Source organism: Paracoccus luteus, assembly GCF_004522155.1.
GTDB classification, from domain to species: domain Bacteria; phylum Pseudomonadota; class Alphaproteobacteria; order Rhodobacterales; family Rhodobacteraceae; genus Paracoccus; species Paracoccus luteus.
The window spans coordinates 45214-63633 of sequence record NZ_SDEA01000012.1 but is presented as its reverse complement, the minus strand read 5'-3'; the positions used below and the strand labels follow the sequence as shown (position 1 = coordinate 63633).

At 69.4% G+C, this 18420-nt stretch carries 18 protein-coding genes; 9 read left to right on the top strand and 9 right to left on the bottom strand.

Going from position 1 to position 18420, the window contains the following annotated elements:
* The first annotated feature begins 99 nt into the window (after window positions 1–99).
* Window positions 100–642, top strand: coding sequence for a molybdopterin adenylyltransferase (gene mog / locus EPA64_RS13335; protein ID WP_134726850.1), 543 nt, complete (start codon window positions 100–102; stop codon window positions 640–642).
* A 38-nt stretch (window positions 643–680) separates the two neighbouring features.
* Here the strand turns inward: mog and EPA64_RS13330 are convergent, their stop codons facing one another.
* Window positions 681–1142, bottom strand: a complete 462-nt coding sequence (locus EPA64_RS13330; protein WP_134726849.1) for an Lrp/AsnC family transcriptional regulator — start codon at window positions 1140–1142, stop codon at window positions 681–683.
* A gap of 134 nt (window positions 1143–1276) precedes the next feature.
* On the opposite strand from EPA64_RS13330, the gene ald reads away from it, so the two are divergent.
* Window positions 1277–2392, top strand: coding sequence for an alanine dehydrogenase (gene ald / locus EPA64_RS13325; protein WP_134726848.1), 1116 nt, complete (start codon window positions 1277–1279; stop codon window positions 2390–2392).
* Window positions 2393–2495: 103 nt separating this feature from the next.
* On the opposite strand, the gene mscL is transcribed toward ald, so the two are convergent.
* Entirely contained in the window at window positions 2496–2933 is a 438-nt protein-coding gene (gene mscL, locus EPA64_RS13320; RefSeq protein ID WP_134726847.1) for a large conductance mechanosensitive channel protein MscL, read from the bottom strand.
* Window positions 2934–3022: 89 nt separating this feature from the next.
* Here mscL and EPA64_RS13315 point away from each other — a divergent pair, with 89 nt between their 5' ends.
* A complete protein-coding gene (locus EPA64_RS13315; RefSeq protein ID WP_134726846.1) occupies window positions 3023–3736 on the top strand; it encodes a glutathione S-transferase C-terminal domain-containing protein in 714 nt (237 codons plus the stop codon).
* A gap of 457 nt (window positions 3737–4193) precedes the next feature.
* Here the strand turns inward: EPA64_RS13315 and pheT are convergent, their stop codons facing one another.
* The 4 genes from pheT to pheS are packed head-to-tail and all read right to left on the bottom strand — an operon-like array spanning window position 4194 to window position 8372.
* On the bottom strand, window positions 4194–6599 hold the full coding sequence (gene pheT / locus EPA64_RS13310; RefSeq protein ID WP_134726845.1) for a phenylalanine--tRNA ligase subunit beta: 2406 nt from the start codon (window positions 6597–6599) through the stop codon (window positions 4194–4196).
* Entirely contained in the window at window positions 6596–6913 is a 318-nt protein-coding gene (locus tag EPA64_RS13305) for a hypothetical protein (protein WP_134726844.1), read from the bottom strand. Before EPA64_RS13305 ends, pheT begins: the two co-directional genes overlap by 4 nt.
* Before the next feature lie 26 nt (window positions 6914–6939).
* Window positions 6940–7293 carry a DUF2513 domain-containing protein gene (locus EPA64_RS13300; protein ID WP_167626674.1) on the bottom strand — a complete coding sequence of 118 codons (354 nt, stop codon included), beginning with the start codon at window positions 7291–7293 and terminating at the stop codon, window positions 6940–6942.
* Window positions 7290–8372, bottom strand: coding sequence for a phenylalanine--tRNA ligase subunit alpha (pheS, locus tag EPA64_RS13295; protein WP_134726842.1), 1083 nt, complete (start codon window positions 8370–8372; stop codon window positions 7290–7292). The genes EPA64_RS13300 and pheS overlap by 4 nt, the downstream gene beginning before the upstream one ends.
* Window positions 8373–8490: 118 nt before the next feature.
* Here pheS and EPA64_RS13290 point away from each other — a divergent pair, with 118 nt between their 5' ends.
* The 3 genes from EPA64_RS13290 to EPA64_RS13280 are packed head-to-tail and all read left to right on the top strand — an operon-like array spanning window position 8491 to window position 11359.
* On the top strand, window positions 8491–10773 hold the full coding sequence (locus EPA64_RS13290; protein ID WP_134726841.1) for an NADP-dependent malic enzyme: 2283 nt from the start codon (window positions 8491–8493) through the stop codon (window positions 10771–10773).
* A 53-nt stretch (window positions 10774–10826) separates the two neighbouring features.
* A complete protein-coding gene (locus tag EPA64_RS13285; RefSeq protein WP_134726840.1) occupies window positions 10827–11075 on the top strand; it encodes a type II toxin-antitoxin system ParD family antitoxin in 249 nt (82 codons plus the stop codon).
* A complete protein-coding gene (locus tag EPA64_RS13280) occupies window positions 11075–11359 on the top strand; it encodes a type II toxin-antitoxin system RelE/ParE family toxin (RefSeq protein WP_134726839.1) in 285 nt (94 codons plus the stop codon). The genes EPA64_RS13285 and EPA64_RS13280 overlap by 1 nt, the downstream gene beginning before the upstream one ends.
* Window positions 11360–11363: 4 nt before the next feature.
* On the opposite strand, the gene trhO is transcribed toward EPA64_RS13280, so the two are convergent.
* The gene (gene trhO, locus EPA64_RS13275; protein WP_134726838.1) at window positions 11364–12251 is read right to left on the bottom strand and encodes an oxygen-dependent tRNA uridine(34) hydroxylase TrhO; all 888 of its coding nucleotides are present in this window, start codon (window positions 12249–12251) and stop codon (window positions 11364–11366) included.
* Window positions 12252–12335: 84 nt separating this feature from the next.
* Here trhO and pncA point away from each other — a divergent pair, with 84 nt between their 5' ends.
* Both pncA and pncB read left to right on the top strand, forming a co-directional pair.
* Entirely contained in the window at window positions 12336–12929 is a 594-nt protein-coding gene (pncA, locus tag EPA64_RS13270) for a bifunctional nicotinamidase/pyrazinamidase (protein ID WP_134726837.1), read from the top strand.
* On the top strand, window positions 12926–14233 hold the full coding sequence (gene pncB, locus EPA64_RS13265) for a nicotinate phosphoribosyltransferase (RefSeq protein WP_134726836.1): 1308 nt from the start codon (window positions 12926–12928) through the stop codon (window positions 14231–14233). The genes pncA and pncB overlap by 4 nt, the downstream gene beginning before the upstream one ends.
* A 54-nt stretch (window positions 14234–14287) precedes the next feature.
* Here the strand turns inward: pncB and EPA64_RS17105 are convergent, their stop codons facing one another.
* Both EPA64_RS17105 and EPA64_RS13255 read right to left on the bottom strand, forming a co-directional pair.
* The gene (locus tag EPA64_RS17105) at window positions 14288–14551 is read right to left on the bottom strand and encodes a Hint domain-containing protein (RefSeq protein WP_425467036.1); all 264 of its coding nucleotides are present in this window, start codon (window positions 14549–14551) and stop codon (window positions 14288–14290) included.
* 247 nt (window positions 14552–14798) lie between these two features.
* Window positions 14799–16457 (bottom strand): NAD+ synthase, encoded by a 1659-nt coding sequence (locus EPA64_RS13255; RefSeq protein WP_134726835.1) that lies wholly within the window; start codon window positions 16455–16457, stop codon window positions 14799–14801.
* A gap of 198 nt (window positions 16458–16655) precedes the next feature.
* On the opposite strand from EPA64_RS13255, the gene EPA64_RS13250 reads away from it, so the two are divergent.
* Window positions 16656–18269 (top strand): MORN repeat-containing protein, encoded by a 1614-nt coding sequence (locus EPA64_RS13250; RefSeq protein ID WP_134726834.1) that lies wholly within the window; start codon window positions 16656–16658, stop codon window positions 18267–18269.
* Window positions 18270–18420 lie beyond the last annotated feature (151 nt).

Below are 18420 nucleotides of genomic sequence, written 5' to 3'. Positions count from 1 at the left end.
TGCGCCCGGGGCGGTTTCCTTTGCCGCGTCGCCGGGGCAGGATGGGCCGCGGCGGCCGTCCGGGCCGCCGCGCGCCGTCCCCTAACCGCCAGGCCCCGCATGACCCAACGCCAGACCGCCCGCATCGCCATCGTCACCGTGTCGGACCGCGCCAGCCGGGGCGAATATCAGGACAAGGGCGGCCCCGCCGCCGAGGAATGGCTGCGCGCCAACGTCACCTCGCCGGTCGAGATCGCCCGCCATATCGTCCCCGACGGCCGCGAGGGGCTGGCCGTAACCCTGCGCAAGCTGGCCGACGGCGACGGCGCCGATTTGATCCTGATCACCGGCGGCACCGGCCCCGCACCCCGCGACGAGACGCCCGAGGCGCTGGCCGACGTCATCGAGAAGGAACTGCCCGGCTTTGGCGACGAGATGCGCCGCGCGTCGCTGGCCGAGGGCGTGCCGACCGCGATCCTGTCGCGCCAGACCGCCGGCATCCGCGACGCCTGCCTGATGATCACCCTGCCGGGCAAGCCCGCCGCCATCGGCACCTGCCTGGACGCGGTCTTCGCGGCCGTGCCCTATTGCCTGGACCTGATCGGCGCGGCCCGGATCGAGACGGACCCGGCGCGGATCGCGGCGTTCCGGCCCAAGGGATAGGCGCGCGCCTGCGGGGGGCGGCACCCCGCGGGCGCCCCTCAGACCGGCAGCGCCGTCGTCTGCAGCACCGTCCTGAGCGAGAACGAGGAATGCATCTGCGCCACGCCGGGCAGCCGCGACAGATACTGGCGGTGGATGCGGGCAAAGTCGTCGGTGTCGGCGGCCAGCACCTTGACCAGATAATCGGCGGTGCCGGCCATCAGGTGGCATTCCAGCACGTCGGGGATGGTGCGGACGGCCTTCTCGAACGCGTCCAGCACCTCGTCGGCCTGCCCCGACAGGGTGATTTCCACGAAGACGGTGGTGGTCCGCCCCAGGCTGCGCGGGTTCAGCAGCGCGACATAGCCGGCGATGAACCCCGCCTCCTCCAGCCGCTGGACGCGGCGGTGGCAGGCGCTGGCCGACAGGTTCACCCGCGCCGCAAGGTCGGCGTTGCTGATCCGCCCGTCTTTTTGCAGGACCGACAGGATGCGGCGATCGGTCGCGTCCAGATGCTCCATCGTCGCAGATCCTTCGGTTCCTGCCGGATAATCCCCGCATACCGGCGATTTAGCCTGACAACCGCGCGCAGATAAGCAGAAACTTGTGTCTGCCCCGTGACAGCATCGGGCCATCCCATCAACAGGAGTCGCCCGTGCAGATCGGTTGCCCCACAGAGATCAAGCCGCAGGAATACCGCGTCGGGCTGACCCCGGACGCCGCGCGTGAACTGGTCGGGCGCGGCCATGACGTGCTGGTCCAGTCCGGCGCGGGGCTGGGGTCGGGCTTTGCCGACGAGGCCTATGCGGCGGCGGGCGCGCGCATCGCGACCGACGCGGCGGCGGTGTTCGCCGAGGCCGGGATGATCGTCAAGGTCAAGGAACCGCAGGCGGCGGAACGCGCGATGCTGCGGGCGGGGCAGGTGCTGTTCACCTATCTGCACCTTGCCCCCGATCCCGACCAGACCCGCGACCTGCTGGCGGCGGGCGTGACCGCCATCGCCTATGAAACCGTGACCGACGCGCGCGGCGGCCTGCCCCTGCTGGCGCCGATGTCCGAGGTGGCGGGCCGGCTTGCCCCGCAGGTGGGCGCGTGGACGCTGCAAAAGGCGAACGGCGGGCGCGGCGTCCTGCTGGGCGGCGTGCCGGGGGTGCGGCCCGCGCGCGTCGTCATCATCGGCGGCGGCGTCGTGGGGACGGCGGCGGCGCGGGTCGCGGTCGGCATGGGCGCGAACGTCACGGTGCTGGACCGCAACGTCGCGCGGCTGAGCTATCTGGACGACATCTTCATGGGCAAGCTGACGACGCAGTATTCCAGCGCGGGCGCCATCGCCGACCTGCTGCCCACGGCCGATCTGGTGATAGGCGCGGTGCTGATCCCCGGCGCCGCCGCGCCCCGGCTGGTGTCGCGCGCGCAGCTTTCGACGATGCTGCCCGGCGCGGCGCTGGTGGACGTCGCCATCGACCAGGGCGGCTGTTTCGAGACGTCGCGCGCCACGACCCACCAGGACCCCATCTATGAGGTGGACGGCATCATGCATTATTGCGTGGCCAACATGCCCGGCGCGGTGGCGCGGACGGCGACGCAGGCGCTGGGGAACGCCACGCTGCCCTATGTGCTGGCGCTGGCGGGCGGGTGGCGGCAGGCGCTGGCGGCCGATCCGCATCTGCGCGCGGGGCTGGCGGTCCATGCCGGCACCCTGACCTCGCCCCCGGTGGGTGAGGCGCTGGGGATCGCGGCCGTGACCCCCGACCAGGCGCTGGGGGGCTGACCCGCGCGCCCCGGACCTGCGCCCATCAGACCTGCGCCCGCCAGACCTGCGGCCCCGTCTGACCTGCACCCCGCCAGACCTGCGCGCATCAGACCTGCGCCCCTCACACCTGCGGGCGGCTGGCCAGCAGGTCGCGGATTTCGGCCAGCAGCGCCTCTTGCGAGGGGCCGGCGGCGGATGCCTGCGCCTGTTCCTTGCGCATCGCGGATTCCTTGATGCGGTTCACCGCCTTGACCAGCAGGAACACCACGAACGCGATGATGAGAAAGTTCAGAACGGCCGTGAAGAACGACCCATAGGCCCAGACCGTCGCGCCCGCATCCTTGGCCGCGGCCAGCGGCGCGCCGTCGGGCGCGGTGCCTTTCAGGACGACATAGTTCCCCGAGAAATCCGTGTTGCCGGTGATCAGGCTGAGGATGGGGTTGATGAGGTCGTCCACCATCGACGTGACGATGGCCGTGAAGGCCGCGCCGATGATGATGCCCACGGCCATGTCCATGACATTGCCCTTGGCGATGAAGTCGCGGAATTCCTTGATCATGTCCTGTCCCCCGTGTTCGGGCAGTTTGAAACGGATCGCCCGCGGGCCTAGTTGATATTCGGCAACTCTGCCCAGACAAGGGATTTCCGATGGCCGCCGATCTCTCAGACTTTCCGATCACCCGCCGCTGGCCGCCGCGCCGCCCCGGCGTGATCCAGCTTTACAGCCTGCCGACGCCGAACGGGGTCAAGGCGTCGATCATGCTTGAGGAATGCGGGCTGGACTATGACGTCCACCGCATCAGCATCGGCAATCCCGAGGATCAGATGACGCCCGAGTTCCTGTCGCTGAACCCCAACAACAAGATCCCCGCCATGATCGACCCGGACGGGCCGGGCGGGCAGCCGATCGGCCTGTGGGAATCGGGGGCGATGCTGATCTATCTGGCCGACAAGACGGGCCGGTTCCTGCCGCCCGAGGGGGCGGCGCGCTATCACACCATCCAGTGGCTGATGTTCCAGATGGGCGGCGTCGGGCCGATGTTCGGGCAGATCGGCTATTTCTTCCGCTACAAGGGCACCGAGATCGAGGACAAGCGCCCGCTGACCCGCTATGTCGACGAGGCCAGGCGCCTGCTGGGCGTGATCGACCGCCAGCTTGACGGGCAGGACTGGATCGCGGGCGAATATTCCATCGCCGACATCGCCCTTGCGCCCTGGGTGCGCAACCTGCGCACCGGATACGAGGCGCATGAGCTGGTCGGCCTGGACGATTTCCGCAACATCGCGCGCTGGATCGACGCCTTCACGTCCCGCCCGGCGGTCGCGAAGGGGCTGACGATCCCCGCCGCATCCGACGCCTGAGGTCGCGTCGCCTGGGTCGCGGCCCGGGGGCGGGCGGGGCCGCATGGGCACCGGCCCGCCGTCCCGCTGGGATGCGAACCCGCGCGCCCGGTTGGGTTGCGGTCAGGCGACGGACCGTGGCAAGCCGCGACGCCGCCGACGATGACCCGACCGGCAGGCCGCGCGCGCCCGGCCTGCGGCGATCAGGCGGATGGCCCGCGAGCCACGACGCCGCCGATGATGTGACCGGCAGGCCGCGCGTGCCCAGCCTGCGGCGATCAGGGACGCCCCCCAGCCGCGACGCCGCCGACGATGACCCGATCTCCCCGGCAGGCCGCGCGCGCATGGCCTGCGGCGATCAGGCGGACGGCCCGCGAGCCGCGGCCACCGACGATGATCCGACCGGCAGGCCACGCGCCGGCCTGCGGCGATCAGGCGGGCGGCCCGCAATCCGCGACGCCGCCCACCATGCGACGGATCAGCTCCGCAGCGTGCCGCCCGTCGCCTTGCCGACCTTTTCGACGATCTTCGCGGCAACCGCCTCGATGTCCTTGTCGGTCAGGGTCTTGTCGCGGGGTTGCAGGCGGGCGGTGATGGCGACCGACTTTTTCCCCGGCCCCATCTGCGCCTGCGCCTTGTCGCCGGTGAACTGGTCGAACACCCGCACGCTTTCGATCAGCGCCTTGTCCGCGCCCTGGGCCGCGTTGACGATGGCCAGCGCCTCGACCCGGTCGTCCACGACAAAGGCAAAGTCGCGGTCCACCGGCTGCAGGTCGCTGACTGCCAGCGCCGGGCGGGTGGGCGTCCTGACCTTGGGCAGCGGCACGTTGGCGACGTGGACGGTGAAGGCGACCGCCGGTCCCTTGACGTCCATCGCGCGCAGGATGCGGGGATGCACCTCGCCGAATGTCGCCAGCCGGTTCGGCCCCAGCGCGATGTTGCCGGCGCGGCCGGGGTGCCACCAGCCGTCCAGCTTGCGGTCGATCTGCGCGCGGGCGGGCGCGCCAAGGGCCGACAGGATCGCCTCGGCATCCGCCTTGGCGTCATACAGATCCACCGTCCGGCGGCTGCCGTGCGGGTCGCGGGCGGCGCTGGCGCCGACCAGCAGGCCCGACAGCTGCACCGCCTGCTGGCCCGGCTCGCCGCCGGAAAACACCGGCCCCACCTCGAACAGCGCCAGATCGGCAAAGCCGCGCGCCTGGTTGCGGGCCGCGGCCGCCAGCAGGCCGGGCAGCAGGTCGGGGCGCAGGTGGCTCATTTCCGAGCTGATCGGGTTCTCGATCCTGACCGCGTCGGTGCCGCCGCCGAACAGCGCCGCCGCGTCCTGCGCGATAAAGCTGTAGCTGACGCATTCGTTATAGCCCAGGGCAGCCGCCATCCGCCGCGCGGCGCTTTCGCGGCGCTGCAGCGGCGTCAGCACCGGCAGCGGCACGCCCGCGCGCGGACGGGGCAGGGGCTGGCCCTGCAGGCAGGTCAGGCTGGCGATGCGGGCGATTTCCTCGATCAGATCGGCCTCGCCCTGCACATCCGGGCGCCAGCTGGGCACATGGGCCAAGTCGCCGTCCAGCCGGAACCCCAGCGCGGCCAGGGTGGCGCGCTGATCCGCCTCGGGGATGTCCATGCCGACCAGGCTTTGCGTGCGGCCCGCGTCCAGCCGATACGCGCGGGCGTGGTCCGGGGCGGCGCCCGCCTCGACGACGTGCGACGGCTCGCCCCCGCACAGATCAAGGATCATCCGCGTCGCCAGTTCCAGCCCCGGCCGGGTGAACGCCGGGTCGACGCCCCGTTCAAAGCGATAGCGCGCGTCCGAGTTGATCCTGAGCGCGCGCCCCGTCGCCGCGATGCCGATGGGCTGCCAGTAGGCGCTTTCCAGGAACACGTCGGTGGTGGCTTCCGTCACGCCGGACCCCTCGCCGCCCATGATCCCGGCCAGGCTTTCCGGCCCGTGGTCGTCGGCGATCACCAGATCGGTGTCGCGCGGCGCATGGGTCTTGCCGTCCAACGCCAGCAGCGTTTCGCCCGCGCGCGCGTGCCGCACGGTCAGCCCGCCCGAGACCTTGGCCGCGTCAAAGACGTGCAACGGCCGGTTCAGGTCAAAGGTGAAGAGGTTGGTGATATCCACCAGCGCGGAAATCGGGCGCAGCCCGATCGCCCGCAGCCGCCGTTGCAGCCAGTCGGGGCTGGGGCCGTTGGTGACGCCGCGGATCAGACGCCCGGTGAAATGGGGGGCCTGCGCCGCGGCCTCGGGCGCGATGGCGACCGTGACGGCGCTGTCGAAGCTGCCGGCGACCGGGGCGACCGGCAGCGGTTTCAGCGTGCCGAGGCCCCGCGCCGCCAGATCGCGCGCGACGCCGCGCACACCCAGCGCGTCGGGGCGGTTGGGCGTGATCTTGATCTCGATCACCGGGTCGATCCTGTCGGGCGCGTTCTCGGCCAGCCAGTCCACGAAGCGCTGCCCGACAGCCCCCGAGGACAGGTCGATGATGCCGTCGTGCTCGTCGCTGAGTTCAAGCTCGCGTTCCGAGGCCATCATGCCGTGGGATTCGACACCGCGAATCTTTCCCACGCCCAGCGTCGTGTCGATCCCCGGCACATAGTCGCCGGGCCTGGCGAGCACGCCCACCAGCCCCGCCCGCGCATTCGGCGCGCCGCAGACGATCTGCTTCTCGCCCTGATTGGTTTCCACCCGCAGCACCCGCAGCCGGTCGGCGTCGGGATGCGGCTCGGCATGGGTGATCCGGGCGATGGTGAAGGCGGAAAGCTTCGCGGCGGGATCGACGACCTCCTCCACCTCGAGCCCGAGGTCGGTCAGCGCGTCGGTGATCTCGGTCAGGGTGGCCGTGGTGTCGAGATGGTCACGGAGCCAGGAGAGGGTGAGTTTCATTTTTTTCTCCGAAGCTTGCGCTTTACCAAAACGAAAAGCCCATAAGTAGAACACACCACAAAGGTCATGAGGATTACTGGAGCAGACAAAAACGCGATAATGGACGCAATCCCGTATGTGCCTGCAATGTAGCCGCCGGCACCAGTCAAGATTGCGGCGCCGGAACTATGCGCTACCGCAGAAAAACCGAGAGCCGACAACAGGGCATTCGCGCCCATACCAGCCACACCGATCCCGGTTGCCGCTCCTACGACCCAGTGACCTTCGCGGCTACGCTCGTAACCAGCAATCTTAGCCAAGAAGGGCACGAACATACTTCTTATCCGCCGCAATCTTGTCATCAAACTATCAAGCCGGTTCGTTGCTCAATCTGCTTCTTCACAAAAGCAACAGCGATGTTTTTCATGATCTCTAGTGAAGCAGAGCCGCCCTGCTCGGCTACGACTTCCTTAGTCTTAGCCCAAATACCGTTATCTTTTATTGCCGCCAAGTAGTCATGGCCGGTGCTTGTAAGCCGAAAGGTCCCGCTAGAAAAATCCGTTATTAAACCAGCGTCAGCAGCGAGCTCAAAGTGGTAGCGGGCCTTCCCTGGATCACTTGATTTCAGAAGTTGAGCGCGATGGACAAAGACCCACTCAGGATCAGCTTCAAGGCTCAGCAACAAATCACGCAGAAAATCATCATCGCGTTTCACCTGCTCAACCCTCCACTCACCGACGGCACATCCCCTGCTGCAAACCCGTAATGCCGCAGCCAGCGCAGGTCGCTCTCGAAGAACGCCCGCAGGTCCGGAATCCCGTATTTCAGCATGGCGATCCGGTCGATGCCCATGCCGAAGGCAAAGCCCTGCCACTCGGCCGGGTCGATGCCCCCAGCGGCCAGCACCTTGGGATGCACCATGCCGGACCCGAGGATCTCCAACCACGAATCCCCCTGTCCGATCTTCAGCTGCCCGCCGGACCAGTCGCAGCGGATATCGACCTCGGCCGAGGGCTCGGTGAAGGGGAAATGCGAGGCGCGGAAACGCAGTTCGACCTCGGGCACCTCGAAGAAGGCGCGGCAGAACTCTTCTAGCGTCCATTTCAGGTTGGCCATCGAGATGCCCTTGCCGATCGCAAGCCCCTCGACCTGGTGGAACATGGGCGTGTGGGTCTGGTCCATGTCCATGCGATAGACGCGGCCGGGGCAGATGATGCGCAGGGGCGCGCCCATCGCCTGCATCGCGCGGATCTGCACGGGGCTGGTGTGGGTGCGCAGGACGTGGGGCGGGCGGTCGTCGCCCGGCGCGCGCGCCATGAAGAAGGTGTCGTGTTCCTGCCGCGCGGGGTGTTCGGGCGGGATGTTCAGCGCGTCGAAGTTGAACCAGTCGGATTCGACCTGCGGCCCCTCGGCCACGGAAAAGCCCATGTCGGCGAAGATCGCGGTGACCTCGTCCATCACCTGCGACACCGGATGGATCGTGCCCTGCGGGCGCGGGCGGCCGGGCAGGGTCACGTCCAGCCATTCGCCCGCCAGCCGCGCGTCCAGCGCCGCGTCGTCCAGCGCCAGCTTGCGGGCGCGCAGCGCGGCGTCGATCTCGTCCTTGACGCGGTTCAGGGCGGCGCCGGTCGTCTGGCGTTCCTCGGGGGTCATGCGGCCCAGTTCGCGCATCATCAGCGCGATCTCGCCCTTTTTCCCCAGGGCGGCCAGGCGCACCTCCTCCAGCGCCGTGACGCCTTCGGCCTCGGCGACGCGGGCAAGCCAGGTGGAACGCAAGCTGTCGGGATCGGTCATCGTGGCCTCGCGGGAATTGCGCGGTGCCCTTAGCACGCGGGCGCGGGCCGTTCCAGCGTCGCGGCTGTTGCTGCCGCGGGACGCGGGCGCATAGAGTTGGCGCAACGAGGGGAAAGCAATGACCGACAGCAACGCGCCGCGCAGATCGCGCATCACCGCCGAAGAGGCGCTGGCCTATCACCTGGAACCGCGGCCGGGCAAGTTCGACGTGGTGCCGTCCACCCCGATGGCCACCCAGCGCGACCTGAGCCTGGCCTATTCCCCCGGCGTGGCCGTCCCGGTCGAGGCGATCGCCGCGCGGCCGGAACTGGCCTATGACTATACCACCAAGGGCAATCTGGTCGCCGTGATCTCGAACGGGACCGCCATCCTGGGCCTGGGCAATCTGGGCGCGCTGGCGTCCAAACCGGTGATGGAGGGCAAGGCGGTGCTGTTCAAGCGTTTCGCCGACGTGAACGCCATCGACATCGAGCTGGACACCGAAGACCCCGAGGAGATCATCCGGGCGGTGCGGCTGATGGGCCCGACCTTCGGCGGCATCAACCTGGAAGACATCAAGGCGCCCGAGTGCTTCATCATCGAAAGCCGCCTGAAAGAGCTGATGGACATCCCCGTGTTTCACGACGACCAGCATGGCACGGCGGTGATCTGCGCGGCGGGGCTGCTGAACGCGCTGGAACTGTCGGGCAAGCGGATCGAGGACGTGAAGATCGTCCTGAACGGCGCGGGCGCGGCCGGGATCGCCTGCCTTGAATTGCTCAAGACGATGGGCGCGCGGCACGACAACTGCATCATGGCCGACACCAAGGGGGTCATCTGGAAGGGCCGGACCGAGGGCATGAACCAGTGGAAATCGGCCCATGCCGCCCAGACCGAGGCCCGCACGCTGGAGGATGCGATGCGCGGCGCCGACGTGTTCCTGGGCGTGTCGGCCAAGGGCGCGGTGACGCAGGCGATGGTGCAGTCGATGGCCCCGAACCCGGTCATCTTCGCGATGGCCAACCCCGACCCCGAGATCACCCCCGAAGAGGCGCACGAGGTCCGCCCCGACGCCATCGTCGCCACCGGGCGGTCGGATTACCCGAACCAGGTCAACAACGTGCTGGGGTTCCCCTATCTGTTCCGCGGCGCGCTGGACATCCACGCGCGCGCGATTAACGACGAGATGAAGATCGCCTGCGCCCGCGCCCTGGCCGAACTGGCGCGCGAGGACGTGCCCGACGAGGTCGCGGTCGCCTATGGGCGCAAGCTGACCTTCGGGCGCGATTACATCATCCCGACGCCGTTCGATCCCCGGCTGATCCATGTGGTCCCGCCGGCGGTGGCGCGGGCCGGCATGGACACCGGCGTCGCGCGGCGGCCGATCATCGACATGGACGGCTATGTCCAGTCGCTGAAACAGCGCATGGACCCGACCGCCGCGATCCTGCAGGGCATCCACGCCCGCGCGCGGTCGGTGCAGGCGCGCATGATCTTTGCCGAGGGCGACGACCCGCGCGTCCTGCGCGCGGCCGTCGCCTGGCAGCGCGGCGGCATGGGCCAGTCGCTGGTCGTCGGGCGCGAGGCCGACGTGGCCGAAAAGCTGGGCCTTGCCGGTCTGGGCGACGCGGTGCGGGAACTGACCGTCGTGAATGCCGCGACCTCGGCCGCGCTGGGGCAATATCACGATTTCCTTTACAGCCGCCTGCAGCGGCAGGGCGTGGACCGCGAGGATGCCAGCAAGCTGGTCAACCGCGACCGGCATGTCTTTGCCGCGCTGATGCTGGCGCACGGGCATGGCGACGGGCTGGTGACGGGGGCCACGCGCAAGGGGCCGCATGTGCTGGCGCAGCTGGGCCAGGTCTTCGACGTGCGCCCGCAGGACGGGGCGGTCGGCATCACGGCGGTCCTGCACAAGGGCCGGATCGTGCTGATCGGCGACACCCTTGTCCACGAATGGCCCGAGGCCGAGGATCTGGCACTGATCGCCACCCGCGGCGCCCATGTCGCCCGCGGCCTGGGGCTGGAACCCCGCGTGGCCTTCCTGTCGTTTTCCACCTTCGGCTATCCGGTCAGCGAGCGGGCGACCAAGATGGCCGAGGCGCCAAGGGTGCTGGACGCCCGCGGCGCCGATTTCGAATACGAGGGCGAGATGACCGCGGACGTGGCGCTGAACCCCGAACAGGCGGCGCGATACCCGTTTTCGCGCCTGACCGGCCCGGCCAACGTGCTGGTCGTCCCGGCGCGCCATTCGGCGTCGATCAGCGTCAAGCTGATGCAGGAAATGGCGGGCGCGACGGTGATCGGTCCGATCCTGACCGGGGTGCCCCGGCCCATCCAGATCTGCGGCACCAATTCCACCGTGAACGACATCCTGAACATGGCCGCGTTCGCGGCGGGGCGGCTGGGGCAGGTGCGGTGAACGGCTGGACAGCCTCGCGATGTTTTGGCAAACTTTGCCAAACGGAGGGTGTCATGGCTACGATGAACGTCTCGCTGCCCGAGGGGATGAAGGACTGGGTCGAACGCCAGTCCGCCTCGGACCGCTATGCCAATGCCAGCGACTATGTCCGCGACCTGATCCGCCGGGATCAGGAGCGGGCCGAGAAGATCGCCCGCTGGCAGCGTCTGGTGGAAGAGGCGCGGGCCGCCGGTCCGGGCACCCGCACCCTGCAGGAGTTGCGGCAGGAAGCGCGCAGGCGCGCCGCCGCTCTCGCCGAGTAATGGGGCATATCCTCAGCGAGCCGGCCGAAGAGGATTATCTTCAGCTTTATATCGAAGGTGTCGCACTATTCGGTCGCCGACAGGCCGAAGCCTATCTGGACCGGCTGGACCGCGTGCTGGATCTGATCGGGGACAATCCGCTGCTTGGGGCGGTCCGGGGCCATCTGCCCGGTGCCCCGCGCAGCCATCTCGCTGGCTCTCATGTGATCCTGTGGGACGTGGCGCCGGACGGCACCGCGTTCATCCTGCGCATCCGCCACCAGCGCGAGGACTGGCAGGGCTGAGCCCTCACCCGGCGAACAGCTCGCCCCGGTCCACCTGCCGCTGGCGCTCGCGGAACCGGGCCCGGTCGGCCTCGCCGTATTCGTCCGCGCACAGGTGGCAGGCGACGCCCTCCTCGTATTCCGGGCGGGCGGTGTCGGCGGGGGCCAGCGGGCGGCGGCAGGCGTGGCACAGCACATGGCCGCCGGGTTCCAGCCCGTGCGTCAGGCTGACGCGGCGGTCGAAGACAAAGCAGGCGCCGTTCCACAGGCTGTCGTCCACCGGCACGTCCTCGAGGTATTTCAGCACCCCGCCGTCCAGGTGGAACACCTCGGGGACGCCCTGGGCCAGCAGGAAGTTGGTCGATTTCTCGCAGCGTATGCCGCCGGTGCAGAACATCGCGATGCGCTTTCCGGCAAAGCGGCCGGCGTTGGCGCGCCACCACGCCGGAAAGTCGCGGAACGAGCGTGTGCCCGGATCGACCGCGCCGCGGAACGTGCCGATCGCCACCTCATAGGCGTTGCGCGTGTCTATCACCGCCACGTCGGGCGCGGCGATCAGCGCGTTCCAGTCGGCGGGCGCGACCCGCGCGCCGACCCGCGCCGTGGGGTCCACGCCGGGCTGGCCCATCGTCACGATCTCGGGCTTCAGCCGGATCTTGATGCGGCCGAAGGGCATCGCGCCTGCGCGGCTTTCCTTCCACCGCAGCCCACCAAAGCCCGGCCATCCCCGGATATGGGCCAGCACCGCCGCGACGCCCTCGGCGGGGCCGGCGATGGTGCCGTTCACGCCCTCGGCCGCCAGGATCAGCGTCCCACGCACGCCCGCCGCCGTGCAGGCCGCCAGCAGCGGGTCGCGCCGGGCCGGCGCGTCGGGCAGGGCGGCGAAATGATAAAGCGCGGCGACGGTCAGCATGCCGCGCCCCATAACGGCCGCGTGACATTGACGCAACCGGCCGACGTTCCTAGGGTCCGGCGAACGAAAACGGGGGGGGGTGCCATGCGGGCGTTGATCGTCGTCGACCTGCAGGTCGATTTCTGCCCGGGCGGCGCGCTGGCCGTCGCCGGAGGGGACGGGATCGTGGGCGCGGTCAACGACCTGATGCCCGATTTCGACGCCGTCGTGCTGACCCAGGACTGGCACCCGCCGGACCATTCCAGCTTTGCCGACAACCACGCGGGCGCCGAACCGTTCTCGACCGTGCCGATGGCTTACGGCCCGCAGGTGCTGTGGCCCCGCCACTGCGTCATCGGCTCGGCCGGCGCCGCGTTCCATCCGGGGCTGGCCGTGGACGTGGCGGATCTGGTGATCCGCAAGGGGTTCCGGGCGCGGATCGACAGCTATTCCGCGTTCTTCGACAACGACCGCACGACGCCCACCGGGCTGGCAGGATACCTGCGCGACCGGGGGCTGGCAGACCTGACGTTCGTCGGCCTTGCCCATGATTTCTGCGTCGCCTGGTCGGCCATCGACGCCGCCCGGCTTGGCTTTCGCGCCACGGTGGTCGAGGACGCGACCCGCGCCATCGACCTGAACGGATCGCGCGCCGCGGCGCAGGCGGCGATGCGCGCCGCGGGGGTGACGCTTTCATGATGATCCCGACCGCCGACATCGCCACCCGCGTCTATAACCACAAGTGGAAGATCGACCCGATCGTCAGGTCGCTGATCGACACCGATTTCTATAAACTGCTGATGTGCCAGTCGGTGTTCCGCAACCGGCCCGACGTGAACGTCACCTTCAGCCTGATCAACCGCACGAAATCCATCCGCCTGGCCGAGCTGATCGACGAGGGCGAGCTGCGCGAGCAACTGGACCATGTGCGCAGCCTGTCGCTGGCGCGCGGCGAATCGACCTGGCTGCGCGGCAACACGTTCTATGGCAAGCGCCAGATGTTCCGCCCCGACTTCATGGAGTTCCTGGAGGGGCTGCGCCTGCCCCCCTATCACCTGGAAAAGCGCGACGGCCAGTATGAGCTGACGTTCGAGGGGTCGTGGCCTCAGGTGATGCTGTGGGAAATCCCGGCGCTGGCGATCATCATGGAACTGCGGTCGCGCGCCGTGCTGAAGGATCTGGGCCGGTTCGAGCTGCAGGTGCTGTATGCCCGCGCCATGACCCGCATCTGGGAAAAGATCGAGGCGCTGCGGGCGCTCGGCCCCGATCTTCGCATCGCCGATTTCGGCACCCGCCGGCGTCATTCCTTCCTGTGGCAGGACTGGTGCGTGCAGGCGCTGATCGAGGGGCTGGGCAACCGGTTCACCGGCACCTCGAACTGCCTGATCGCGATGCGCCGCGACATCGAGGCGATCGGCACCAACGCCCACGAACTGCCGATGGTTTATGCCGCGCTGGCCGACACGGACGAGGCGTTGCGGCAGGCCCCTTACAAGGTGCTTGCCGACTGGCACGAGGAACACGACGGCAATCTGCGCATCATCCTGCCCGACACCTATGGGACGCCGGGGTTCCTGTCGGGCGCGCCCGACTGGCTGGCGGGCTGGACCGGCATCCGGGTGGACAGCGGCGACCCGGTGGCGACAACGGAATACGCCATCGAATGGTGGAGATCGCGCGGCGAAGACCCGACGCAGAAACTGGTCATCTTCTCGGACGGGCTGGACGTGGCCCAGATCGCGGCGCTGTTCGGGCGCTTTCACGGGCGCGTCAAGGTCAGCTTCGGCTGGGGCACGCTGCTGACCAACGATTTTCGCGGGCTGGTGCCGGGCGACGGGCTGGCGCCGTTCTCGCTGGTGTGCAAGGCGGTCGCGGCGGATGGCAGGCCGACCGTCAAGCTGTCGGACAACCCCAACAAGGCGACCGGCCCGGCGGACGCGATCGCGCATTACCGCCGCGTCTTCGGGGTGGGCGAACAGGTCCGGTCCGGCGTGATCGTCTAGGACCAAGCGCGAAGGCCCCCGCGATGCGACGGCCTTGCGGTCGGTGGCAGCCGATCACACGCGCCGCTGCGCGCGCCCCCTTGCGGCCGGACGGTTCACGCCACGACCAGCGGCTGGCCCAACTCGCCCGCCTTGATGCGGATCGGCCGCTGGCCGGGATTGGCGTCCGGCATCGCGGCGCGGCCTTTCGGACCCGATCCAGCGGATCGGCTGCATCCTGTGGCCGTTGGTCCTGACCGGATCGCCGGGTTCAGGCTGTTCGGCCAGACGCAGGCCGTCCGCATTCTCGATCCGGGTGCCAGCGGCAAGGCAATGAATAGCCGCGGCCTCCGCGAAGGTCAGGATGCCGGTGTTGGGTCAGGCGGGATGGAACAGATTCGTGGGCGTCGTCGAAACGTTGGCGGTGGTCTTGGCCGTCCCAAGGTGCCGGATCTGGCAGCCCGGATCATGGTCCTGACCGGGGCTGACTCTGGAACACCCGATAATCTTCACAACTTTGGTTGTGTAACCCATAGGTTCGCACGCTTGTCCCATTGCGACGCCGCGTCGGCGGGATGCCGCCGCCCTATCCCCGGTCGCGCCACTTGTTGACCAGCGGATAGCGCCGGTCCAGCCAGAACGCGCGCGGCGACACGCGCGGGCCGGGCGCCGCCTGATAGCGTTTCCATTCGCTGCCATACAGCAGCCGCTCGACCTGCCTGACCGTCTGGGGGTCGTGGCCCTGCGCCACAAGGTCCGCGACTGACCCGTCGCGTTCGACCAGCCCGTAAAGGATCGCGTCCAGCACCTCATACGGGGGCAGCGAATCCTCGTCCTTCTGGTCGGGGCGCAGTTCGGCCGAGGGCGGCTTGTCGATGATGACCGGCGGGATCACCTCGCCCGCCGGCGCCTGCATCCAGTCGCGGTGGTTCTCGTTCCGCCAGCGGCAGGTCTGGAACACCCGCGTCTTGTAGAGATCCTTGATCGGGTTATAGCCGCCCGCCATGTCGCCATAGATGGTGGCATAGCCGACTGCGACCTCGGACTTGTTGCCGGTGGTCAGCAGCAGTTCGCCGAACTTGTTCGACATCGCCATCAGCAGCAGCCCGCGCAGGCGCGACTGGATGTTCTCCTCGGTCAGGTCCGGCGTGGTCCCGGCCATCACCGGGGCCAGCGCCTGCGTCACCGCATCGACCGGGCCGTTGATCGGCACCGTGTCCAGGCGGATGCCCAGCCGCGCCGCCAGATCGGCGGCGTCATCCAGCGAATGCTGGCTGGAATATTCCGACGGCAACCGCACGCCCCGCACGTTGTCCGGCCCCAGCGCGTCGGCGGCGATGGCCGCGACCAGTGCGCTGTCGATGCCGCCCGACAGGCCCAGCAGCACGCGGCGGAACCCCGACTTGCGCATATAGTCCGACAGCGCCAGCACCATCGCGCGATAGTCCTGTTCCCACGCGTCGGGCTGCGGGACCATCGGGCCGGGTTCGGCCCGCCATCCATCCGCGCCACGGGTGAAATCGACGTGGGCCAGCGCCTCCTCGAACGGGGCAAGCTGCACGACTTTGTGGCCGCCGGGGTTCAGCACGAAGGACGCGCCGTCATAGACCTGATCGTCCTGCCCGCCGACCATGTTGACATAGACCAGCGGCAGCCCGCTTTCGACGACGCGGGCGACCATGTGGCCCATGCGCAGGTCGAGCTTGTCGCGGTGATAGGGGCTGCCGTTGGGCACCACCAGGATCTCGGCCCCCGTCTCGGCCAGCGTCTCGGTCACGGGCTGCCACCAGGCATCCTCGCAGATGGGCGACCCGATGCGGACGCCCGCGACCGCATAGGGGCCGCTGATCGGGCCGGGGTCGAACAGGCGCAGCTCGTCGAACAGCTCCTTGTGGGGCAGTTCGTGTTTATAGACGCGGGCGGCGATGCGGCCGCCCTGCAGGACCAGCCAGGCGTTGTGCAGCTTGCCCCCCTCGGCCCAGGGGCCGCCGACGCCGATGGCGGGGCTGTCCGTGCAGTCGGCGGCCAGCCGCTCCACCGCCGCCATCGCGTCGCGCAGGAACGCGGGCTTCAGCACCAGATCCTGCGTCTGATAGCCGGTGATGAACATCTCGGGCAGGGCCAGCATGTCGGCCCCCGCCGCGCGTGCCTGTTCCCACGCGTCGCGCGCCTTGGCGGCGTTGCCGGCCAGATCGCCCACCGTGGCGTTCAGCTGGGCGATGGTCAGGCGAAAGCGGTCGGTCATCGGCGGCCTCAAGCAAGCGGGTCGCGGCAACGATAGGGCGGGCCGCAGGCAAGGGAAAGATGCAGGCGGCGCGCCGCCGGCCCACCCCCATTGCCCGTCGGTCAGGCTTTGCGTCGGGCGGCCCGCTGGGTTAGACCGATGCCCGCAGGCGGGCGCCGGACCCGCCCGATCAGACCCGCGCGAAGGAAGGCTCAGCCGATGAAACCCGCAATCTGGGCGGCCGCCGTGGCCGTGGGGCTGGCCGCCGGGGCGGCCGCGCCCACGGCCGGGCAGGCGCAGCCGGTGGTGACCAAGCAATACGACGACGGCGGCGTCTATGAAGGCACGTTCCGCAACGGCCGCCAGCACGGGCGCGGCAGCTATTCGCTGCCCTCCGGCTATCGCTATGACGGCGACTGGATCGACGGCGAGATCATGGGGCAGGGGCGCGCGACCTATCCCAACGGCTCGGTCTACGAAGGGCAGTTCGCCCGGGGCAAGCCGCACGGGCGCGGCAAGATCACCTATGCCGACGGCGGCAGCTATGACGGCGACTGGCAGGACGGCGAGATCACCGGCACCGGCACCGCCGCCTATCCCAACGGGTCCAGCTATCAGGGCGGGTTCCTGAAGGCGCTGCACCACGGCCGGGGCGTGATGACCCAGCAGAACGGCTATCGCTATGACGGCGACTGGGCGGGCGGCGTGAAAGAGGGGCAGGGCACCATCACCTATCCCGACGGCTCGGTCTATCAGGGGGGCATGCTGGCGGGGATGCGCGCGGGCAAGGGCGTGCTGACGATGCCCGACGGGCTTGTCTATGACGGGATCTGGGCGGCCGGGCAGATGTCCGGGCAGGGCAAGCTGACGCAGGCCAACGGCGACATCTATGAGGGGCAGATGCGCGACAACCGCCGCGAGGGGCTGGGCCGCGCCACCTATGCCAACGGGGACGTCTATGACGGTGGCTTCCGGGCCGACAAGCGGCACGGGCAGGGCGTGTTCACCGGCATGGACGGCTATGTCTATCAGGGCGACTGGGTCGACGGCCGGATGGAGGGGCAGGGCCGCATCGCCTATCCCGACGGGTCCGTCTATGAGGGCGCGCTGAAGGCCGACCAGCCCGACGGCACCGGCCGCATCACCTATGCCGACGGCGCCACCTATGAGGGCGGCTGGGTCGGCGGCGTGATCGAGGGGCAGGGCCGCGCCACCTATGCCAGCGGCATGGTCTATGAGGGCAGTTTCAAAGCTGCCCGGAACGAGGGACAGGGCCGCATGACCTATCCCGACGGCTATGTCTATGACGGCGAATGGAAGGCCGGGCAGCGCCACGGCACCGGCACCGCCACCTATCCCGACGGCACCGTCTATCAGGGCGGCTTCGTGGACGGGCTGCGGCAGGGGCCGGGCGTGCTGACCACCGCCGACGGCTTCCGCTATGACGGCGGCTGGACGGGCGGCGAGATCGACGGCGAGGGCACCGCCACCTATGCCAACGGCGACCTGTATCGCGGCCATTTCGTCGCGGGCAAGCGGCAGGGGCAGGGCGTGATGACCTATGCCAGCGGCCGCGTGGCGCAGGGCGACTGGCACGACGACCGCCTGAACGACGAAGGGGCGGCGGCGCCCGTCGCGCCCCCCGCCGACCCGGCCACGGGCGCGCCCCCGCAGGCGACGCCCGCACCGGCTGGCGACGACGCGTCCGAAGGCGGCGCGGACGGCGAAGGCGTCGCGCCGGTGCCGCCGGCGGGGGACGGACCCGCGCAGGCGGCGGACCCCGCCACCGGCACCCCGCCGCAGGACGCAGCCGCCGAAGACCCCCGCGGCTGAGCGGAACGCCGCGCCCGCGACGGGAAGCGCCGGTTTTGCTGCCCCGGCCCGCGACATCAAGCGCCGCGCCCCATGCCGCGTCCCGCGACATCAAGCGCCGCGCCCGATGCCGCGCCTGCGACAACATCCTCCCTTACCGCTCGTGCGGGCG